Source organism: Sphaerisporangium dianthi (assembly GCF_042654065.1).
GTDB classification, from domain to species: Bacteria; Actinomycetota; Actinomycetes; order Streptosporangiales; family Streptosporangiaceae; genus Sphaerisporangium; species Sphaerisporangium dianthi.
In genome coordinates this window covers 1-17,944 of record NZ_JBHSFP010000012.1, presented here as the reverse complement: position 1 = coordinate 17,944, position 17,944 = coordinate 1, and the positions used below count along the sequence as shown (strand labels likewise).

Genomic DNA, 17,944 nt, shown 5'->3' with positions numbered 1-17,944 from the left:
GGCCACCTCGCTCGGCGGGGTGGCCGGCCCCACCGAAGGCGTCGTCTTCGAGGACGAGTCCGAACAGGAGTGAGCCCGGCCACCCCGGCTATCGGCGGCCGTGGAAGGTCCGGCGCAGGTCGGCGACCCATTCGCCGGGGATCTCCCAGGGGATGAAGTGGCCGCCGTGGTCGTGGGCGGTGAGGTTGACGTGGTTGTACCAGGCGGCGCGGTCGCCGTCGAGGAAGTTCTGGACGCGCTGTCCGGTGGTGACGCCGGGCGGGTTCTCGTGGCCGACGAAGGTGATTCCGGTCGGCGCCTCGACGACCGGCCACCGGTCGTGGGACGGCGTCCAGGGGTAGCGGTTGTTGTTGGCGTAGGTGCGTATCGAGGTGCCGATCGAGTTGGTCACCCAGAAGATCATGGCGTGGGTGAGCAGGTCGTCCTTGGTGAAGACGGTCTCGATGTCGCCGCCGTTGTCGCTCCATTTCATCCAGCGTTCGAGTAGCCAGGCGAGCATGCCCGCGGGCGAGTCGGACAGCCCGTGGGCCAGCGTGCTCGGGGCGAGCATGTGCGCGGCGAGGTGGACGGCGAACCGCCTGTCCAGCTCGACGACCCGCGCGTGAACATCGGCGGGCAGGCCTTCGGGGATGGGCCGGCCGCCGCTGAGGTCCCAGGCCCGGTCGCCGTTGAACAAGGTGAGCTTCAGCCCGGATCCGATGTGGACGGCGTGCAGCTCGCCGGCGTACTTGTGCCCGAGCTGGCCGGTGATCAGCGCCCCGACGTCGCAGCCGGCGGCGGCGTACTTGGCGTGGCCGAGGGTCCGCGTCATGAGGGTGTGCCAGAGGTCGGCGATCTTCCAGAAGTTCATGTCCGGGTTGTCCGGCAGCGGCGTGGAGAACCCGAAGCCGGGGAGGGACGGGACGATCACGTCGAACGCCTCGGCGGGGTCGCCGCCGTGCGCGCCCGGGTCGGCCAGCGGGCCGATGACCTTGGACCAGTGCCAGAACGTCCACGGCCAGCCGTGCGAGAGGATCAGCGGCGTCGGGTTCGGGCCGACCCCGGCCTTGCGCATGAAGTGCACCGGCACGCCCTCGACCTCGACGCGGTAGTGCTCGTAGGCGTTGATCGCGGCCTCGGCGGCGCGCCAGTCGTAGCCGGTGCGCCAGTAGCCGACCAGCTCTTGCAGGTAGCCGCGGTCGACGCCGTAGTACCGGTCGTCGTTGCCCACGTCATCGGGGAGGCGGGTCAGCGCGAGGCGCCGCCGCAGGTCGGCGAGCACCTCGTCGGGCACGTGGATCGGCGCCGCCTCCAGCGGGAACGGGCGGGCCGGCGTCATGAGGTCTCCAGGAGAGCCAGATCGTCGGCCGAGAGGCGCAGCGCGCCGGCGGCGACGTTCTCGGCGAGGTGGTCCGGATCGCCGGTGCCCGGAATGGCCAGGATGTGCGGGCCCTGGTGCAGCGTCCAGGCCAGCCGGACCTGCGCGGGCGTCGCACCGCGCGCGCGGGCGACGGCGGTCACCGCGCCGTCCTCCCCTCCGCCGGCGCCGGTCTCGCGTCCCTCACCGGCGATGGCGAAGAACGGCACGAAGGCGATGCCCTGTTCGCCGCAGATCCGCACGAGTGCCTCGGAGTTGGGACGCCGGCCGTCGAGGCCGTAGCGGTTCTGCACGCAGACCACGGGCGCCACCGCCTGGGCCTCGGAGAACTGCGCGGGGCTGACGTTGGAGATTCCCAGATGGCGGATCAGGCCGGCCTTCCGCAGGTCGGCCAGAGCGCCGAAGTGCTCGGCGACCGGCCCCGGCCCGTTGACGCGCAGGTTCACGACGTCGAGGTGGTCGCGGCCGAGCTGGCGCAGGTTCTCCTCCACCTGACCGCGCAACTGCTCGGGCCGGGCCCAGGGAAGCCACTCGCCCGACGGGTCGCGCCCCGGCCCCACCTTGGTGACGATGACCAGATCCTCCGGGTACGGCGCCAGGGCGCTGTTGATCAGCTCGTTGGCGGAGCGCAGCGCCGAGAAGTAGAACGCGGCGGTGTCGATGTGGTTCACGCCCAGTTCCACCGCCCGCCGCAGTACGCCGATCGACCGCTCCCGGTCGCGCGTCGTCCCCAGGTCGAACGCGGCGGTGCCCGTCAGCCGCATCGCGCCGAACCCCAGACGGTTGACCGTCAGGTCACCGAGCCTCCACGTGCCCGCGGCCGCAGCCGTGATCGTCTCTGACTCCATAACCGGAGTCTCCCACCCTCTCCGCACCACTGGATCCCGTCTCCGCGGGGCGTCGCGGGGCGGTCGGGCCCTGGGCCGGTCACGCGCCGACGTAGGTGAAGGCGGCCCACTGGAGAGGGGAGGTGAAGGATCGGGCGTCGGGGGTGAGGTGGACGAGTGAGCGCCACAGCGGGCGGGCGACGTCGCGCGGGAGGCCGCTCGGACCGTCCGGAGCGAGGTAGGCGGTCTTCTCGGCGTTGGTGGTGTCGCGCAGCCAGCGCTGGGCGATCCGCAGGGCCTCGGCGGGCGGGACGCCGTCGCGACGCCACGCGTCGTAGAAGCGGATCATGAGCAAGGCCGTGGAGAGGTCGGGGACGGGCCAGCGGGAGGCGATCACCCCGGCGCTGCCGGCCTCCAGCAGACCCGCCGGGAGACTGATGATCTCGTCGAGGGCGCGCAGGCCCGGCAGTCCGGTCTCGCAGGCCGACAGGACGGCGAGGCGGACCGGGACGTGTACGCGCAGAAGGTCGGCGAGGGTCACCGGCTCGTCGTGGGCGAGGAAGAGGGCACTGCCCAGGGGATCGAGGACGTCGGCGCGGCCGTGGCAGGCGAAGTGGACGGCGTCGGCCTCGGCGAGGTGGGACAGCACAAGGTCGCGGGTCGCCCCCTCCCCCGACACGACGAGCCCGCCGGAGAAGTGGGTCATCGCCGCCTCCGCCTCAGCGGAGGCGGCAGGAAGCGGAGCGAGGGCCGTGGGCCGGGGGTCGTGGACCGCGAGGAGCCGGGCGAGGGACCCGTGCGCCTCGGCGCGGGCGCGGGCGGCGGCGTGGACGCGGGCGTTCGGGGCGGTGGTGATCGTCAGGTGGTCGTCGGCGTGGCGGCGGCCCGTGGGACGGCCGATGTCGGGCGTCCAGGCGGCGGTGAACGGCAGCAGGTCGAGCAGTCCGGCCGGGATCAGCGTGACCGGCCCGTCTCCGATCACCTCCAGAAGGGGGCCGACGACCGTCTCCCACAGGGAGGCGGTGGCGAGGTCCGGCACCCCAGAGGCGAGTCCGTCCAGCCAGGTCAGCGCCTGGTCGGGGGTCAGGCCGGGCAGGTCGAGCGCGTGCGTCCGGCCGTCCCGGACGACCAGGGCGACGCCGCCGTGCGGGCTCGCCACGAGATAGACCAGCGGGTCGCGCGAGCGCGGAAGGTCGGCGAAGGCCGGCGGCCGGAGGAAGCCTTCCCGGCCGGGGAGCGCCCTGATTTCGCCGATCAGCGCGTCGAGGCCGGCGCGGGCGGCGCGCACGGCCTCGTTGTCCGCGGGCGGCGCGGGCTCGGCGAATCCGCCCGCGAGCACCCGCCCGAGGTCTCGCCCGGAGACGGCGCGCCAGCGTCGCACCGCCGCGCCGAACCGGCCGGCCAGTTCGGGGTGCCCCTCGTCGGAGAGCGTCAGCGTCTCGCGCGCACCAAGGTCGAGGGTCTCGCTGAGCGTCACGGCCCGTGCCCGCTCCACCGCGAGGACCGCGCCCTCGACGTCACCGGTACGGGCGAGCGCGCAGACCCCGGTGGCGAGGAAGCCGGGATATCGGGCCGTGATCCCGGCACGCAGATCCCGGCGCACCTGGAGGTGCGCCAGCGCGTCCATCGCGCCGAGCCCGGCCCTGGCCGCCTCCGCGGCCTCCTCCCACGCCTCGCGGCGCGCCGCGTACGACGACCAGGTGACGGCCGCGACCAGGCGCAGTTCGTCCCCGTCCGCGCCGGCGCACAGTTCTCGGAAGATCTCCACTCCCTCGGAGTCGTCCTGCGCGCCGGTGGCGGACACCCGGCGGCGTTCGAGGGCTTCGGCCAGCCGCCACAGCGCCACCCGCGCCTGAGGCGTCCCCGGCGGCGCCGTCGAGACGGCCTCGCGGCAGAGCCGGACCGCCGTTTCGAGCTCGCCGGGGTCACCGGTCAGGTCGAACGCCCTCCCGGCGGCCATGCCGAGCGCCGACAGCACGTCGGCACGCCAGGGCGCCCCCTCGGGCAGCCGGCCGAGCACCTCGGTGTACAGCGCCCGGGCGCGGGCCAGGTCGGCGGCTCGGCCGTCCGCGGACCGGCCGGTCGCGGCTTCGACGGTCGCAGCCTCCACCATCGCGGCCTGCCCGGTCACCACTTGAACGGCCGGAGCTTGAACGGCCGGAGCTTGAACGGCCGGGGACTGAACGGCCGGGGACTGAACGGCCGGGGACTGAACGGTCGCGGCCTGACGGGTCAGCAGGGCGTTCGCCAGGTTGATGAGGCGCTGGGGCCTGGCCGGATGGTCGACGGGAAAGGCCTGCAGGCTGCGCTCCTGCAGGGCGATGGCCCGGTCGAGACGGGTCAGGTCACCGGTCGGCTCATAGGAGGCGCGCACCGCGTTGGCGAGGTTGCCGACCGCCCTCGCCCACAGCACCGACCCGTCCGACCAGCCCTTCAACGCGCGTTCGTAGGTGCCGATCGCCTCGTCCAGGAAGGTAAGGTCACCCGTGGCGTTGTAGCGGGCACGCCACAGAGCCCCGAGGTTCGTGGTCGCGACGGGGAACAGGGCGTCATCGGGTTCCGCGTCCGCGAGCACGGAGTCCAGCCGCTCCTTGGCCTTGGCGAAGGCGGCGGGGTCGCCGGTCGCCGCGTATCGCTCGCGCCACAGGCCTCCGGCCAGCGACAGCAGGTTCCGGTGATCCTGGCTCCCGGGCGGGGCGGCCGCGATCCGGTCCTCCAGCAGGTCGGTGGCGGCGACGATGTCACCGGCGTCGCCGGTGCGAGTGTGGCGCGCGGCGAGCAGCATGCTCAGCAGAGCCGCTCGTGTCGCGCCGGGCGCGTCCCGCAGCCGGAAGAGCGCGAGATCGACGATGTCACGGCCGTCGGTGAGTAACAGGCCGCGCCTGACGAGTCCCGCGAGCCCTTCGGCGAGCTCGGTCCAGTCCAGCCGCCCGCTCCCGGCGTCCGCGAGGTTCCCGATCGCGTCGAGCGCGGCCGCGAGGTCGCCGGGGTCGAGGGTCTCGGCGAACCGCACGCACCGGGCCTCGGCATCGGTCGCGAGAGACTCGGCGGCCGCCCCGGACTGAATCGTGGAGGACGCGGCGGCCGCCCCTCCCCGGACCGCGAAGAGAGCGGTGACCGCCCCGGCCTGGGGTGCGGGGGGCTCGCCGGCGGCCCCGGCGCGGACGAGCGCGAGCCGGTCGGCCACGTTCGCGCCCCGGAGCCCGGCCTCCTCGAACGCGGCGACGGCGCCGTCGAGCAGCTCGGGTTCCCTGACGTGCTGGTACAGGTTCCAATAGGCGGAGCCGAACGACTCCAGCCGGCCGACAGCCTCCGGGGCGTCCGCGTCGGTGAGATACCCCGCCTGGCCGTACGCGGTGAGCGCGGCGCGGAAGTCGTCGGGAGATCCGGTGTGCGTGCCGAGCGCCGTCAGCGCGTCGCCGAGTTGATCGAGCAGGACGGCCTGGACCTCGTCGTCGAACACCGGGGGCGTCGTCGCGGTCTCCGCGAGCGCGACGCGCAGTTCGGCGAGCCGGCGGGACGGGCGCGTGTCGTAGACGTGCGACAGCGTCACGCCGGCCTGGCCGAGCACGCGGGCGTGCGTGTCACCGGCGAGGCCGGGCAGGCACGGGTGATCGAGGAGCCTCGCGGAGAGTTCCTCCGCGAGGTCCGGATCCGCGTCAGCCACCACGCTCCGCAGACCCGTGGCGCCGCTCTCCGTGCGCTCCAGCCTCTTCGCGGGCTCCGCGCCCTTCCCGCCCCCTGCGGACTCCGAGCGCTCCGCGAGCTCGTCGAGGGCCGCGGCGAGCGCCGCGAAGTCGTCCTCCAGATCGGGCGCCCGGCCGAGACGGGCGAGCGCCTCCTCCTCGCCGACGCGCCGGCACAGCTGCTCCACCCGGTGGAGATAGCGGCCCGGTTCGCCCATGAGGATGCGCTCGGCGTCGTCGTCATCGCGGATGACGACGAACTGGTACCACACGAACGTCAGGAAGTGCGTCGACAGCGCCTCCGGGTGCTCGGCGAACCACCGGTCCATCGCCCGGTGCTCGCCGCGGGCAAGGGCCAGGTCGTTGTAGAGGTCGACGACCTCGGCGCGAGGCAGGACGGCGCCGGAACGGGCGATCTCCCGCAGCGCTTCCATCCGCCCGTCCAGTTCGTCGGCCATGTCGTGGTCGCCGAAGAAGCGGGCCTGTTCGGCCACGTCGGCGGCGAGCGCCGCCGCCTCCTCGCCCAGGAGCGCGGGGTGTTCGTCCAGCAGGCGCGTGGGGTCGCGGGGGCCGAGCATGAGGGCCTCCACGGCGTCCGAGACGTCCTGCGGTTCGGACTTGAGGGTGTACGCGGCCTCTTCGGGCAGGTAGGGGGCGTCGTCGCCATGGGCGCGCAACGCGAGGAGCCGGCCGCGGAAGGCCGCCAGGTGTTCCAGGTCTTCGCCGCCCTCGGCGATCAGGGCGTCCAGGACGGCGCCGGCCGGCTCGTCCAAGAGCCAGGGACGCGCGTCGAAGACGGCGAGGCGGTCGGCCATGGTCGACGCGTCGAACAGGACGCGCTTCGCCTCTTCGAGCTGATCCTTCATGTTCTGTACCCTCTCGGCCGTCCGGACGGAAGAATGGGGAGGTGCCCTCTCACGAGTTGGACGCCCAGGCGGGCAAGGGCGTTTTCGCGGCGGCCGTCGAACGTGTCATCTCCGAGCTGCCTTCGCTGCTGCCCGGCGGGGAGCCGCCGCGCGCGCGGATCGAGGCGCTGGCGGCTCGTTGGCGTCCGGCGCGCGAGGACGGCGAGGACGGCGAGGACGGCGAGGACGGCGAGGAGATCCTGGACGAGCTCCTCGCGCTGATCGCCTCGGCCGCGCCGACGCGTGACCGCCTGAACGTGCTGCTGGACCCGGCCGTCCCGAGGGAGCGTTACGGGCATCTCGGCGGCGACGCCCTGATCGTCTACGAGCGGCACGCCTGCCCGCTGTGCGGCCGGGTCTGGGTGGTGCTGGACGCCGACGACGAGGAGCAGCCACCTGGGCACTGCCCGGACGACGGCACCTCCCTGATCATCCTCGACGGGGCGTGACGTGTTCGGCGACTTCTGGAAGGGGGTCGGCGGAAAGCTCTCCGACCGGTGGGCGGCGGCGCTGTTCTCCCCGGCGTTCGCGTTCTGGTGCGGCGGCCTGGCGGCGTGGCTGCTGCGCCCGGGCCCCTCGGGCGCCCAAGAGCGGCTGCGCGAGCTGAGCCGCCACGTCCAGGGCCTGTCGCCGATCGTCCAGGGCCTGTACGTGGTCGCGCCGCTCGTGCTGGTCACGCTGTCCGGGCTGGCCCTCCAGCAGCTCGCCCCGCCGGTCCTGCGGCTCCTCCAGGGTTACTGGCCGCGGCCGTTCGCCCCGCTGGCGTCCTTGATGCGCCGCCGTCTCTCCGGCCGCGCCGACGCCCGAAGCGCCCGCCTGCGCGACCTCGCGGCCCTGCCGCCCGCGTCGCTGACCGCCGAGCAACTCGCCGAGCGAGCCCGGCTGCAGAGACGTCACCGTCGTGTCCCCGTCCCGCGCGCGCAGCGCATGCCGACCCGCCTCGGCAACGTGCTGCGCGCCTCGGAGTCCCGCATCCGCTCCCGCTACGGGCTCGACCCGATCGTCTGCTGGCCCCGCCTGTGGCTGCTCCTGCCGGACACCACCCGCCAGGAGATCACCGCCGCCCGCACCACCCTGATGCTGACCGTCCAGACCCTCGTCACCGCCGCCCTCTTCGCCGTCTGGACAGTCTGGACATGGTGGGCGCTTCCGATCTCACTCGTGGTGGCGTTCGCCTCCCTGCGCCGCGCCCTCCCGGCCGCGGTCGCACTCGGCGACCTGTTCGAAGCCTCCTTCGACCTTCACCGCCGCCTTCTCTACGAAGCCGCCCGCTGGCCCCTCCCCACGAACCCCTCCGCCGAGCGCGCCGAAGGCGCCCGCCTCACCACCTACCTGACCACAGGCTCCCGCGCCACCACCCCGGAGTTCACCTGACCTCGGGGAACGCCGCCCAGTCGCCCCTGGCGTGGCAGGGGCCCGGCCAGGTCCATGGTGGGGCTAGCCCTACCTTTTACCCGCCGGGTAGCCGGATGTCGCGAGACATGGTGATCCGGACAGTGTTGAAGGGTCCTGTCCGATCCGTCCGATGCCGCATGCGGTGACCTCTCGGCACAGGGACGGGCGGACGATCCGCCACCACGTCAGGAGACGCGTGATCACCCCTTCGACCATCGAAGCCACCGAGCGCGAAGCGCGCGGCAGCGACTTCGCCAGGCTCTCGCGGCGGGTGGCCGAGGCCGGCCTGCTGGACAGGCGCCCCGGTTACTACACTCTGCGCCTCGGCCTCGTCGCCGTCCTGCTCGCGGGCGGCTGGGCGGCGTTCCTCGCGCTGGGCGATTCCTGGGCCCAGCTCCTGGTGGCGGTCTACCTCGCGGTGGTCATCACCCAGGTGGCGCTCGTCGCCCACGACCTGGCCCACCGGCAGGTCTTCCGGTCAAGGCGGCTCAGCCAGGCGGCCGGATGGCTGGCGGGAAATCTGCTCGTCGGCATGAGCTACGGCTGGTGGATGGACAAGCACACCCGCCACCACGCCAACCCCAACCACGAGGAGCACGACCCCGACGTCTCCCCCGAGGTGCTGATCTGGTCGCGCAGGCAGGCCGAGGCGAGCCGGGGCCTGCCGAGGTTCCTCGGCCGGTGGCAGGCGTTCCTGTTCTTCCCCCTGCTGACGCTGGAGGGATGGAACCTGCACGTGGCGAGCTTCCGGGCGCTGCGGCGTCCCCACCTCAAGCACCGGTGGGTGGAGGCCGCGCTGCTGGTCGCCCATGTCGCGGCGTACCTCGGAGTGGTCTTCGCCGTGCTGCCCCTGGGCAAGGGACTGTTGTTCGTCGCCGTCCACCAGGCGATCTTCGGGGTGTACCTCGGCTGCACGTTCGCGCCCAACCACAAGGGCATGCCCACGCTGACGGCCGAGGACCGCCTGGACTTCCTGCGGCGTCAGGTGCTCACCTCCCGCGACGTGCGCGGCGGCCTGGTGGTGGACATCGCCCTGGGGGGCCTCAACTACCAGATCGAGCACCACCTGTTCCCCAGCATGCCGACGCCCAACCTGCGTCTGGCCCAGCCGCTGGTGCGCGCCTACTGCGCGGAGCTCGGCGTCGCCTACCACGAGACCGGCCTGGTCGACTCCTACGCCCAGGCCTTGCGCCACATGCACGCCGTGGGCGCGCCGATCAGGGCGCGCGGTTCTTCCACCGGCTCCGGGTCCGCCGGCGAGTCGCAGGACGCGGCCTGAGGGCCTGACGCGCGGACGACCGCCGGCGGGCGTCAGACTCCCAGGCAGGCGGGGCCGAGGAGCTGTTTGAGGTCACCCATCAGCGCGGGCGAGGGAGCCACCCTGAGGCGGTCGTCCAGTTGCACGATCGTGGTCTTGGAGCCGTTGTGCAGTTGCAGGTGGACCTCGGTCGTGCCGCGATGGGTGGTCAGCACCTCTTTGAGGCGGCCGATCACCGGCGGCGTGCAGCGCGTGAGCGGCATGCTGACCACGAGCGGGCCGCCCGCCTCCTGGGACAGGTCGGGCGCGGTGACCTCCATCGCCACGATCTTGGCGACGTCCTCGCGCTTGTCCAGCCTGCCCTTGACGAAGACGATGGCGTCCTCGGCGAGCACGGTGGCGCACAGCTGGTAGGCCGACGGGAAGATCATCACCTCGATGGCGCCTTCGAGGTCCTCCAGGGTGGTGAGCACCCAGGTGTCGCCCTTCTTGGTGACCTTGCGCTGCAGGCCGGTCAGGATGCCGCCCACCGTGATTACCTGCCCGTCGGGACGGTCGTCGGACTGCAGCGCCGCGATCGAGCAGTCGGCGCCCGCCGACAGGATGTGCTCGACGCCGAACAGCGGGTGGTCGGAGACGTACAGGCCGAGCATCTCGCGCTCGAAGACCAGCAGCGTGGACTTGTCCCACTCACCCGGCGGGACCTGCACGTCGAAGGTCTGGTCCTCGGCCCCGTCGATCGCCCCGAACAGGGAGTCCTGGCCGATGGCCTCGTTCTTCTTGATGTCGATGATGCCGTCGACGGCCTGCTCGTGCACCATGACCAGGCCCTTGCGCACGTGGCCGAGCGAGTCGAACGCGCCCGCCTTGATCAGCGACTCGATGACCCGCTTGTTGCAGACCAGGGCGGGCACCTTGCGCAGGAAGTCCTTGAAGTCGGCGAAGCGGCCCTTCTCCTTACGCGAGGAGATGATCCCGTCGACGACGTTCCCGCCGACGTTGCGGATGGCCGACAGGCCGAAGCGGATGTCGGTGCCGCGCGGGGTGAAGTCGAAGTCGGAGTCGTTGACGTCCGGCGGCAGCACCTTGATGCCCATGCGGCGGCACTCGTTGAGGTAGAGCGCCGACTTGTCCTTGTCGTCCTTCACCGAGGTGAGCAGCGCGGCCATGTACTCGGCCGGGTAGTTGGCCTTGAGGTAGGCGGTCCAGTAGGAGACCAGCCCGTAGGCGGCGCTGTGGGCCTTGTTGAAGGCGTAGTCGGAGAACGGGAGCAGGATGTCCCACAGGGTCTTGACGGCCGCGGCGGAGTAGCCGTTGTCCTTCATGCCCTGTTCGAAGGACTCGAACTGCTTGTCCAGCTCGGACTTCTTCTTCTTGCCCATCGCGCGGCGCAGCAGGTCGGCCTTGCCGAGCGAGAACCCGGCGACCTTCTGCGCGATGGCCATGACCTGCTCCTGATAGACGATCAGGCCGTGGGTCGTGCCGAGGATCTCCGCCAGCGACTCGCGGAACTCCTCGTGGATGGGGGTGATCTCCTGCTGGCCGTTCTTGCGCAGCGCGTAGTTGGTGTGGGAGTTGGCGCCCATCGGGCCGGGCCGGTAGAGCGCGCCGACGGCGGAGATGTCCTCGAAGTTGTCGGGCTTCATCAGCCGCAGCAGCGAGCGCATGCCGCCGCCGTCGAGCTGGAACACCCCGAGAGTGTCGCCCCGGCCGAGCAGCTCGTAGGTCCGCGGATCGTCCAGCGGCAGCTTCAGCAGGTCGATCATGTTGCCGGTGTTGGCCTCGATCATCTTCAGGCAGTCGTCGATGATCGTGAGGTTGCGCAGGCCCAGGAAGTCCATCTTGAGCAGGCCGAGCGTCTCGCAGGTCGGGTAGTCGAACTGCGTGATGATCGCGCCGTCGGAGTCGCGGCGCATGATCGGGATGTAGTCGGTGAGGACCTCGCGGGACATGATGACGCCCGCGGCGTGCACGCCGGTCTGCCGGATCAGCCCTTCGAGGCCCTTGCCGAGGTCCATCGCCGCCTTGACGTCGACGTCCTCCTCGTACAGCTTGCGCAGTTCTCCGGCCTCGTTGTAGCGCGGGTGGTCCTTTTCGAAGATGCCCGACAGCGGGATGTCCTTGCCCATCACCGCCGGCGGGAAGGCCTTGGACACCTTGTCGCCGAGCGCGTAGGGATAGCCGAGGACGCGGGCGGCGTCCTTGATGGCCGCTTTCGCCTTGATGGTGCCGAAGGTGGCGATCATCGCGACCTTGTCGGCGCCGTACTTCTCGGTGACGTACCGGATCACGTCGGCCCGCCGGCGTTCGTCGAAGTCGATGTCGACGTCGGGCATGGAGACGCGGTCGGGGTTGAGGAACCGTTCGAAGATCAGGCCGTGCGGCAGCGGGTCGAGGTCGGTGATGCCGAGCGCGTACGCCGCCAGCGAGCCGGCGGCCGAGCCGCGGCCGGGACCGACCCGGATGCCGTTGTTCTTGGCCCACATGATGAAGTCGGCGACCACGAGGAAGTAGGAGGGGAACCCCATCTGCAGGATGACGTTCATCTCGAACTCGATCTGCTGCTGGTGCTCCTCGTCCACCCCCTCGGGGAACCGGCGGCGCATGCCCCGCTCGATCTCCTGGCGGAACCAGCTCTCTTCGGTCTCGCCCTCGGGGATCGGGAAGGTCGGCATGAGGTTCTTGAAGCCGAACATGCCGGACGGGTCGACCTTCTCGGCGACGAGCAGCGTGTTGCGGCAGCCCTCGGCCCACAGGTCGGAGGAGTCGACCGCGCGCATCTCGTCGGCGGTCTTGATGTAGTAGCCGCTGCCGTCGAAGCGGAACCGGTCGGGGTCGGACAGCTGCTTGCCCGTCTGGATGCACAGCAGCGCGTCGTGGGAGGTGGCGTCGGACTCGTAGGTGTAGTGGGAGTCGTTGGTCACCAGCGGCGGGATGCCCAGCTCGGCGGAGATCTTGGTGAGGCCGTCGCGGACCCTGCGCTCGATGTCGAGCCCGTGATCCATGATCTCCAGGTAGTAGTTCTCCTTGCCGAAGAGCTCCTGGGACCTGGCCGCCGCCGCGAGCGCCTCGTCGTACTGGCCGAGGCGCAGGCGGGTCTGCACCTCGCCCGAGGGGCAGCCGGTCGTGGCCATCAGGCCCTCGGAATGCTCGGCGAGCAGCTCGGCGTCCATGCGCGCCCACTTGCGCACGAAACCCTCGGTGTAGGCGCGCGAGGAGAGCTTCATCAGGTTGCCCAGGCCTGTGGCGTTGCGCGCCCAGATGGTCATGTGGGTGTAGTAGCCGCCGGCGGAGACGTCGTCGCGCTTCTGGTGCGGCTCGCCCCACAGCACGGGCTTCTTCTGGTGGCGGGAGGCCGGGGCGACGTAGGCCTCGATGCCGATGATCGGCTTGATGCCGGCCCCGGTCGCCTGCTTGTAGAAGTCGTAGGCGCCGTGCATGTTGCCGTGGTCGGTGATCGCGATGGCGGGCATCCCGAGGTCTCCGACCTGCTTGAACATCTGCTTCAGCCGCGCCGCTCCGTCGAGCATGGAGTACTCGGTGTGAACGTGCAGATGCACAAACGATTCAGCCATGCGGGCCGTCCCTCTCCCCTCGATCCGGTGCGGCGGATGAGAGCCTACGCCGTGCCGGAGGCCACTCGCGGCACACGCGGCCCGCCGGTCTCAATCGTGATCCGGCCCGTCGGCGGCGAACGCGTCCACGGCCGCGCGACGGCGCAGGTCGCCCTGGTGGGGGCCGCCCTCGGTGCCGCCCGGCGAGCGCTCGGCCCCATTCTCCCGCGTGTCGCCCCCGCCCGCCTCCCGCGTGTCGCCCCCGCCCGTCGCCCGCGTGTCGTCACGGCCCGCCTTCCGCGTGCCGACCGAGCCTGTTCCCTGTGTCTCATCCGGGTCCGTCGCCCGCGGGCCGCTCTCGTGGGCCCGCCGCGCGGCGGCCCGCGTCTGCTCGGCCAGGTGCAGGCCGGCCTCGATGACCGCGTTCATCACCGGCGCGAGCCGTTCCTCCCCCAGCAGCGGGGCGCGGCGGGCCATCGCGGCGACCAGGCGTCGCTCGCGCTCCATGTCGCGGCCGGCGAAGCCGCCGACCGGCTTGAGCCGCTGCACGGTGCCCGCGAGGCCGGCCCGGCGTTCCAGCAGGACGGCCAGCGCCGCGTCGACCCGGTCGATGGCCTCCCGCGCCGCCGTCAGCGTCGCCGGGTGCTCGTCGCGGACCAGGGCGCCGACCACGGTCACCGCCTCGCGGGCCGCCGCGACCGCCTCCTCGCCGGCCTCGGCCCCGAGCCACAGCCCGTCCGCGCCGGCGGCCACCACGGCGGCCGCCAGTTCCGCGCCGTCGCCGGGCGCCGCGAGCACCGGCCGTCCGGAGAGTGCTCTGGCGGCGCGCGCCGCGCCCAGGTCCACGGCGAGGCCGCCGCCCGGCGCGCCCCCGTCCTCGCACAGCACCACGCCGCGGGCGCCTTCGTCCGCGCAGCGGGCGGCGGCCGTGAGCCACTCGTCCAGTGAGGTTCCCGCGCCCCGGGTCACGACGACCGGCAGCGCGAGCGCGCACGCCGCCCGGGCCAGCGCGGGGGCGCCTGACCATGCCGACGCGGCGAGCACCACCCCGTCGGCGTGCGCGGCGACGGCCGGCGCGTCGCCCGGGGAGGCCGGTTCGGCGAGCAGCGGCCCGTCCCAGCCGGATCTGGCCGCCGCCAGTTCCTCGGCCGCGCGGCCGGCGCGCGGGCGCAGCCACCGTCCGTCGGCGCCCTGCCTGCACGCGGGGGCGCCGCCCAGCACCACTACCGGGCCCGCGCCCACGGCGAGGCTCCCGATCTGTACGGCCTGCGCGCCCGGTCGCCCGGTCGATGACATGTCGGCTCCCTCGGTGGGCGCCGGCCGCGTCACCCGCGAGCCGGCGGGGTCGTTGCATGACGAAAGGCGAAGACAGGTCGTCTCCGCCTCTGCCGGCTCCGGTTGGCGCTAGATCGTGGCGGCGACCGGTTCTCCTGGAACCTGGCCTCTGACCACGAAATAGCAAGTCATGGCACTGAGAATAACAGAAATCCTCCACCTGCTGGACGTCGCGTCTCACATTCCGGACGGTTCGAGCGTCGCCGCGTTTGCACGTGCGCACCTCTATGGGACGATTCATTCGCCTGGAAGGGGGTAGCGGCGGGTGATGTCGGAAGCACGGCCGGATGGACGGCGTCAGGGACGCCGCGTGGCCGACCGCTACCAGCTACTGGAGCCGATCGGCCGTGGCGGCATGGGCATCGTATGGCGGGCGCACGACGAGCTGCTCGACCGGGCCGTCGCCGTCAAGGAGGTCCGCTATCCAGGCGATCCAGAGGACGACGAGGTCGCCGAGCTCAACCGGCGCACGCTGAGGGAGGCGCGGGCCGCGGGCCGGCTGGCCCATCCCAACGTCGTGGTGGTCCACGACGTCATCGAGGAGAACGGCCGCCCCTGGATCGTCATGCAGCTCGTCGACGCGCGCTCGCTCGGCCAGGTGCTGCGCGACGACGGGCCGATGCCGGTGCGCATGGTGGCCGAGATCGGGCTGCAGATCCTCGAGGCCCTGCGCAGCGCGCACGCGTCCGGGGTGCTGCACCGGGACGTCAAGCCCGAGAACGTGCTGCTCACCGACGACGGCCGGGTGGTGCTGACCGACTTCGGCATCGCCCGCATGGAGACCGACACGACGATGACCCGCACGGGTCTGGTCGGCACGCCCGCGTTCATCGCCCCCGAGCGCCTGCGCGGCTATCCGGCCCAGCGCGAGTCCGACTTCTGGTCGCTCGGCGCGACGCTGTACGCCGCGGTCGAGGGCCGCCCGCCGCACGACAAGGGCATGGCCATGGCCACGATGCACGCCGTGCTGAACGACGAGCCCGAGCCCGCCCTGCGCGCGGGGCGGCTCGGGGCCGTGCTGTCCGGGCTGCTGGAGAAGGACCCCGGCAAGCGTCTCAGCCCCGACCAGGCCGAGCGCATGCTGCGCAGCATCGCGGAGGACCGCAGCAGCGTCCCGACGACCGCCCAGCGGACGCTTCCGGCGACGCCGCTTCCCACGCCTCCCACCAGCCCGCCGCGCAAGCAGCCCAAGCCGGCACGGCGGCCGGAGGAGGCCGGGCGGCAGCCCGGGGCGGCGCCGCAGGCCGCCGAGGCGCAGCCGCGCGGCCGGGCCGAGGCGATGGACAAGGTCCAGTCGCTCAAGCAGGCCCCCGCCGCGAGGCGGCCGGCCGGCGAGACGCCCGGCCAGGCCCCTCCCGTGGAAGAGCCGTCCCCCGCGGCGGCTCAGGAAGGCGCGCAGGCCGAGGCCGCCCGCCCCGGAGCGCCGGAGGCGTCCCCGCCCGTCCGCCAGGCCGAGGCGCAGGCGGCCCCCCACGAGGCCGCGCAGGAGGAAGCCGGGCGCCGGGAACCGGCGGGTGAGCGGCCCGCGCCCGAGACGGACCCGCCGGCCGCCGGCACCTCCCAGGCGGACGGGCACCGGACGGACGCGCGCGCGGCGGCCCGCGAGCAGGCGGACGTCTCCGCGGGCACCGGGCCGGACGCGCCCGCCAGGCCCGCGAGCCGGCCGATCAAGGCGCCGGTCCAGCCGGTCAGGCCCGTCGATCCTGTGGAGCGGTCCGCCGGACCGGCCGCCCCCGCCGGGCGGGGCGAGGCCCAGCGGCCGACGCACGTCCCCCGGCAGCAGGCCGAGCGCGGCACCGAGGGCCGGACGCGGCCCGAGACGCGCAAGCGCCCCTACGGCGGCGCGCCGGGCGGCGGCTCGTACGCCGCGAACCGCGGGGACGACCACGACAGCCCCGCCGCCTCCTACGAAGGCCCCCCACCGGACTCCTACGACGGCGGCTTCCGCACCTCGGTCGCCCCGCCGATGATCCCGATGTCACCGGACGGAGACGACGACGGCGGTCCTCGCCGCCCGCTTCCGCTCCTGCGCGTCGCCCTGGTCGCGGTCCCCGCGCTGATCCTGGTGGCGGGCATCGCCCTGTGGCTCGGCGCCCGCGAGGCCTCGGACACCCCCGCCGGCGGCACGTCGGCGTCCGGCGGGCACTCCTCGGCCCCGGCGACCGGCCCGTCCGGCGCCGGCGACTCGGGCGCGCCGTCCGCCGCGCCGTCCTCGCCCCCCGCCTCGCCGAGCGAGACGGCGAAGCCCTCGCCCACCCCCAAGCCGAGCTCCTCCAGCCCGGCCGGCGTCCCCGACGGGTGGCACAAGTACAAGCACTCGAGCGGGTTCTCCATCGCGCTGCCGAAGGGCTGGCACGTGGACGGCAGGGGCAACGGCGAGGTCCGCTTCCGCGGCGACTCGCACTCCTACCTGGAGGTCCACCACACCTCCAGTCCCGAGTCCGACGCCCTGAAGGTCTGGCGGCGCGACGTGCCGGGCATGAGCGGGAACTTCCCCGGCTACAAGCTGATCGCCATCAGGGAGGTCAAGGGGTACTGGAAGACCGCGGCCGACTGGGAGTTCACCTTCGGCGACAGCCGGTTCCGGTCGCGCGTCATCGACCGCGGCTTCGTCACCGGCAAGAACAACGGCTACGCGCTGCTGTTCAAGACCGAGGACAAGGACTGGAAGGCCAAGAAGAAGTTGTTCGAGACCTTCGCCGCGACCTTCAAGCCCGCCAAGTAGCGGCCGCCCGCCCCCGCCTGACGGGGGGGCGGCCGTCCCGGACGGAGATCGTGTGCCCGCCGGCGTCCGGTTATGGGACGATGCGGGGCGGGAAGGAGGGCGGAGCCGAGGTGACCGCTGAGACGCAGCGCCGGGTCGCCGGCCGATACCGCCTGATCGAGGCGATCGGCCGCGGCGGCATGGGCGTGGTCTGGCGGGCCCACGACGAGCTCCTCGACCGCACGGTCGCGGTCAAGGAGGTCCTCTACCGCGCGATGAGCGAGGCCGACCGCGCCGCGTTCAACCGGCGCACGATCCGCGAGGCGCGCACCGCCGGCCGCCTGGACCATCCGTCGGTGGTCGTCGTCCACGACGTCATCGAGGAGGACGGCCGGCCCTGGATCGTCATGCAGCTGGTGCGGTCCCGGTCGCTGGGCGAGGTCGTCAGGGCCGCAGGGCCGCTGGAGGCGCGGGCGGTCGCCGAGATCGGCGGGCAGATCCTGGACGCGCTGCGCGCCGCGCACGCCGCAGGGGTGCTCCACCGGGACGTCAAGCCGGAGAACGTCCTGCTCACCGAGGGTGGCAGGGTGGTGCTGACCGACTTCGGCATCGCCACGATGCCCGAAGAGACCGCGCTGACCACCACGGGCAACCTGTCGGGCACGCCGGCGTTCATCCCCCCAGAGCGGCTGCAGGGCCACCCGGCCGTGCCCGAGTCCGATCTGTGGTCCCTCGGCGCGACGCTGTACGCCGCCGTGGAGGGCCGCCCGCCCTTCGACCGTGGTGCGCCGGTGCCCACGATGGCGGCGGTGCTGAGCGACGAGCCTGAGCCCACGCGGCTGGCGGGGCCGCTGGCCCCGGTGATCGCCGGGCTGCTGCGCAAGGACCCCTGGGTGCGCATGCCGGCCGCCGAGGCGGCCGTG

Annotated in this window: 10 protein-coding genes; 5 read left to right on the top strand and 5 right to left on the bottom strand. The window is 72.9% G+C overall.

The window, feature by feature from the left end; genetic code table 11:
• Positions 1-88: 88 nt before the first annotated feature.
• The 3 genes from ACFO60_RS18870 to ACFO60_RS18860 form a co-directional block, all read right to left on the bottom strand.
• The gene (locus ACFO60_RS18870; protein ID WP_380841749.1) at positions 89-1,318 is read right to left on the bottom strand and encodes an epoxide hydrolase family protein; all 1,230 of its coding nucleotides are present in this window, start codon (positions 1,316-1,318) and stop codon (positions 89-91) included.
• Positions 1,315-2,205, bottom strand: a complete 891-nt coding sequence (locus ACFO60_RS18865) for an oxidoreductase (protein ID WP_380841748.1) — start codon at positions 2,203-2,205, stop codon at positions 1,315-1,317. Before ACFO60_RS18865 ends, ACFO60_RS18870 begins: the two co-directional genes overlap by 4 nt.
• 79 nt (positions 2,206-2,284) lie before the next feature.
• Positions 2,285-6,736: a CHAT domain-containing protein gene (locus ACFO60_RS18860; RefSeq protein ID WP_380841747.1), complete on the bottom strand. Its 4,452-nt coding sequence runs from the start codon at positions 6,734-6,736 to the stop codon at positions 2,285-2,287.
• Positions 6,737-6,777: 41 nt separating this feature from the next.
• On the opposite strand from ACFO60_RS18860, the gene ACFO60_RS18855 reads away from it, so the two are divergent.
• From ACFO60_RS18855 to ACFO60_RS18845, 3 genes are all read left to right on the top strand, one after another.
• The gene (locus tag ACFO60_RS18855; RefSeq protein WP_380841746.1) at positions 6,778-7,224 is read left to right on the top strand and encodes a hypothetical protein; all 447 of its coding nucleotides are present in this window, start codon (positions 6,778-6,780) and stop codon (positions 7,222-7,224) included.
• 1 nt (position 7,225) lies between these two features.
• The gene (locus tag ACFO60_RS18850) at positions 7,226-8,149 is read left to right on the top strand and encodes a hypothetical protein (protein WP_380841745.1); all 924 of its coding nucleotides are present in this window, start codon (positions 7,226-7,228) and stop codon (positions 8,147-8,149) included.
• Between the two features lie 217 nt (positions 8,150-8,366).
• A complete protein-coding gene (locus tag ACFO60_RS18845; RefSeq protein WP_465269883.1) occupies positions 8,367-9,449 on the top strand; it encodes a fatty acid desaturase family protein in 1,083 nt (360 codons plus the stop codon).
• A 32-nt stretch (positions 9,450-9,481) separates the two neighbouring features.
• Here the strand turns inward: ACFO60_RS18845 and dnaE are convergent, their stop codons facing one another.
• Positions 9,482-13,003, bottom strand: a complete 3,522-nt coding sequence (gene dnaE / locus ACFO60_RS18840; protein ID WP_380841743.1) for a DNA polymerase III subunit alpha — start codon at positions 13,001-13,003, stop codon at positions 9,482-9,484.
• 90 nt (positions 13,004-13,093) lie between these two features.
• On the bottom strand, positions 13,094-14,278 hold the full coding sequence (locus tag ACFO60_RS18835) for a chorismate mutase (protein ID WP_380841742.1): 1,185 nt from the start codon (positions 14,276-14,278) through the stop codon (positions 13,094-13,096).
• Between the two features lie 349 nt (positions 14,279-14,627).
• Between ACFO60_RS18835 and ACFO60_RS18830 the strand changes: the two genes are divergently transcribed.
• Positions 14,628-17,042, top strand: coding sequence for a serine/threonine-protein kinase (locus ACFO60_RS18830; protein ID WP_380841740.1), 2,415 nt, complete (start codon positions 14,628-14,630; stop codon positions 17,040-17,042).
• Positions 17,043-17,152: 110 nt separating this feature from the next.
• Positions 17,153-17,944, top strand: a 792-nt coding sequence (locus ACFO60_RS18825; RefSeq protein ID WP_380841739.1) for a serine/threonine-protein kinase, incomplete at its 3' end; no start/stop codon positions are given.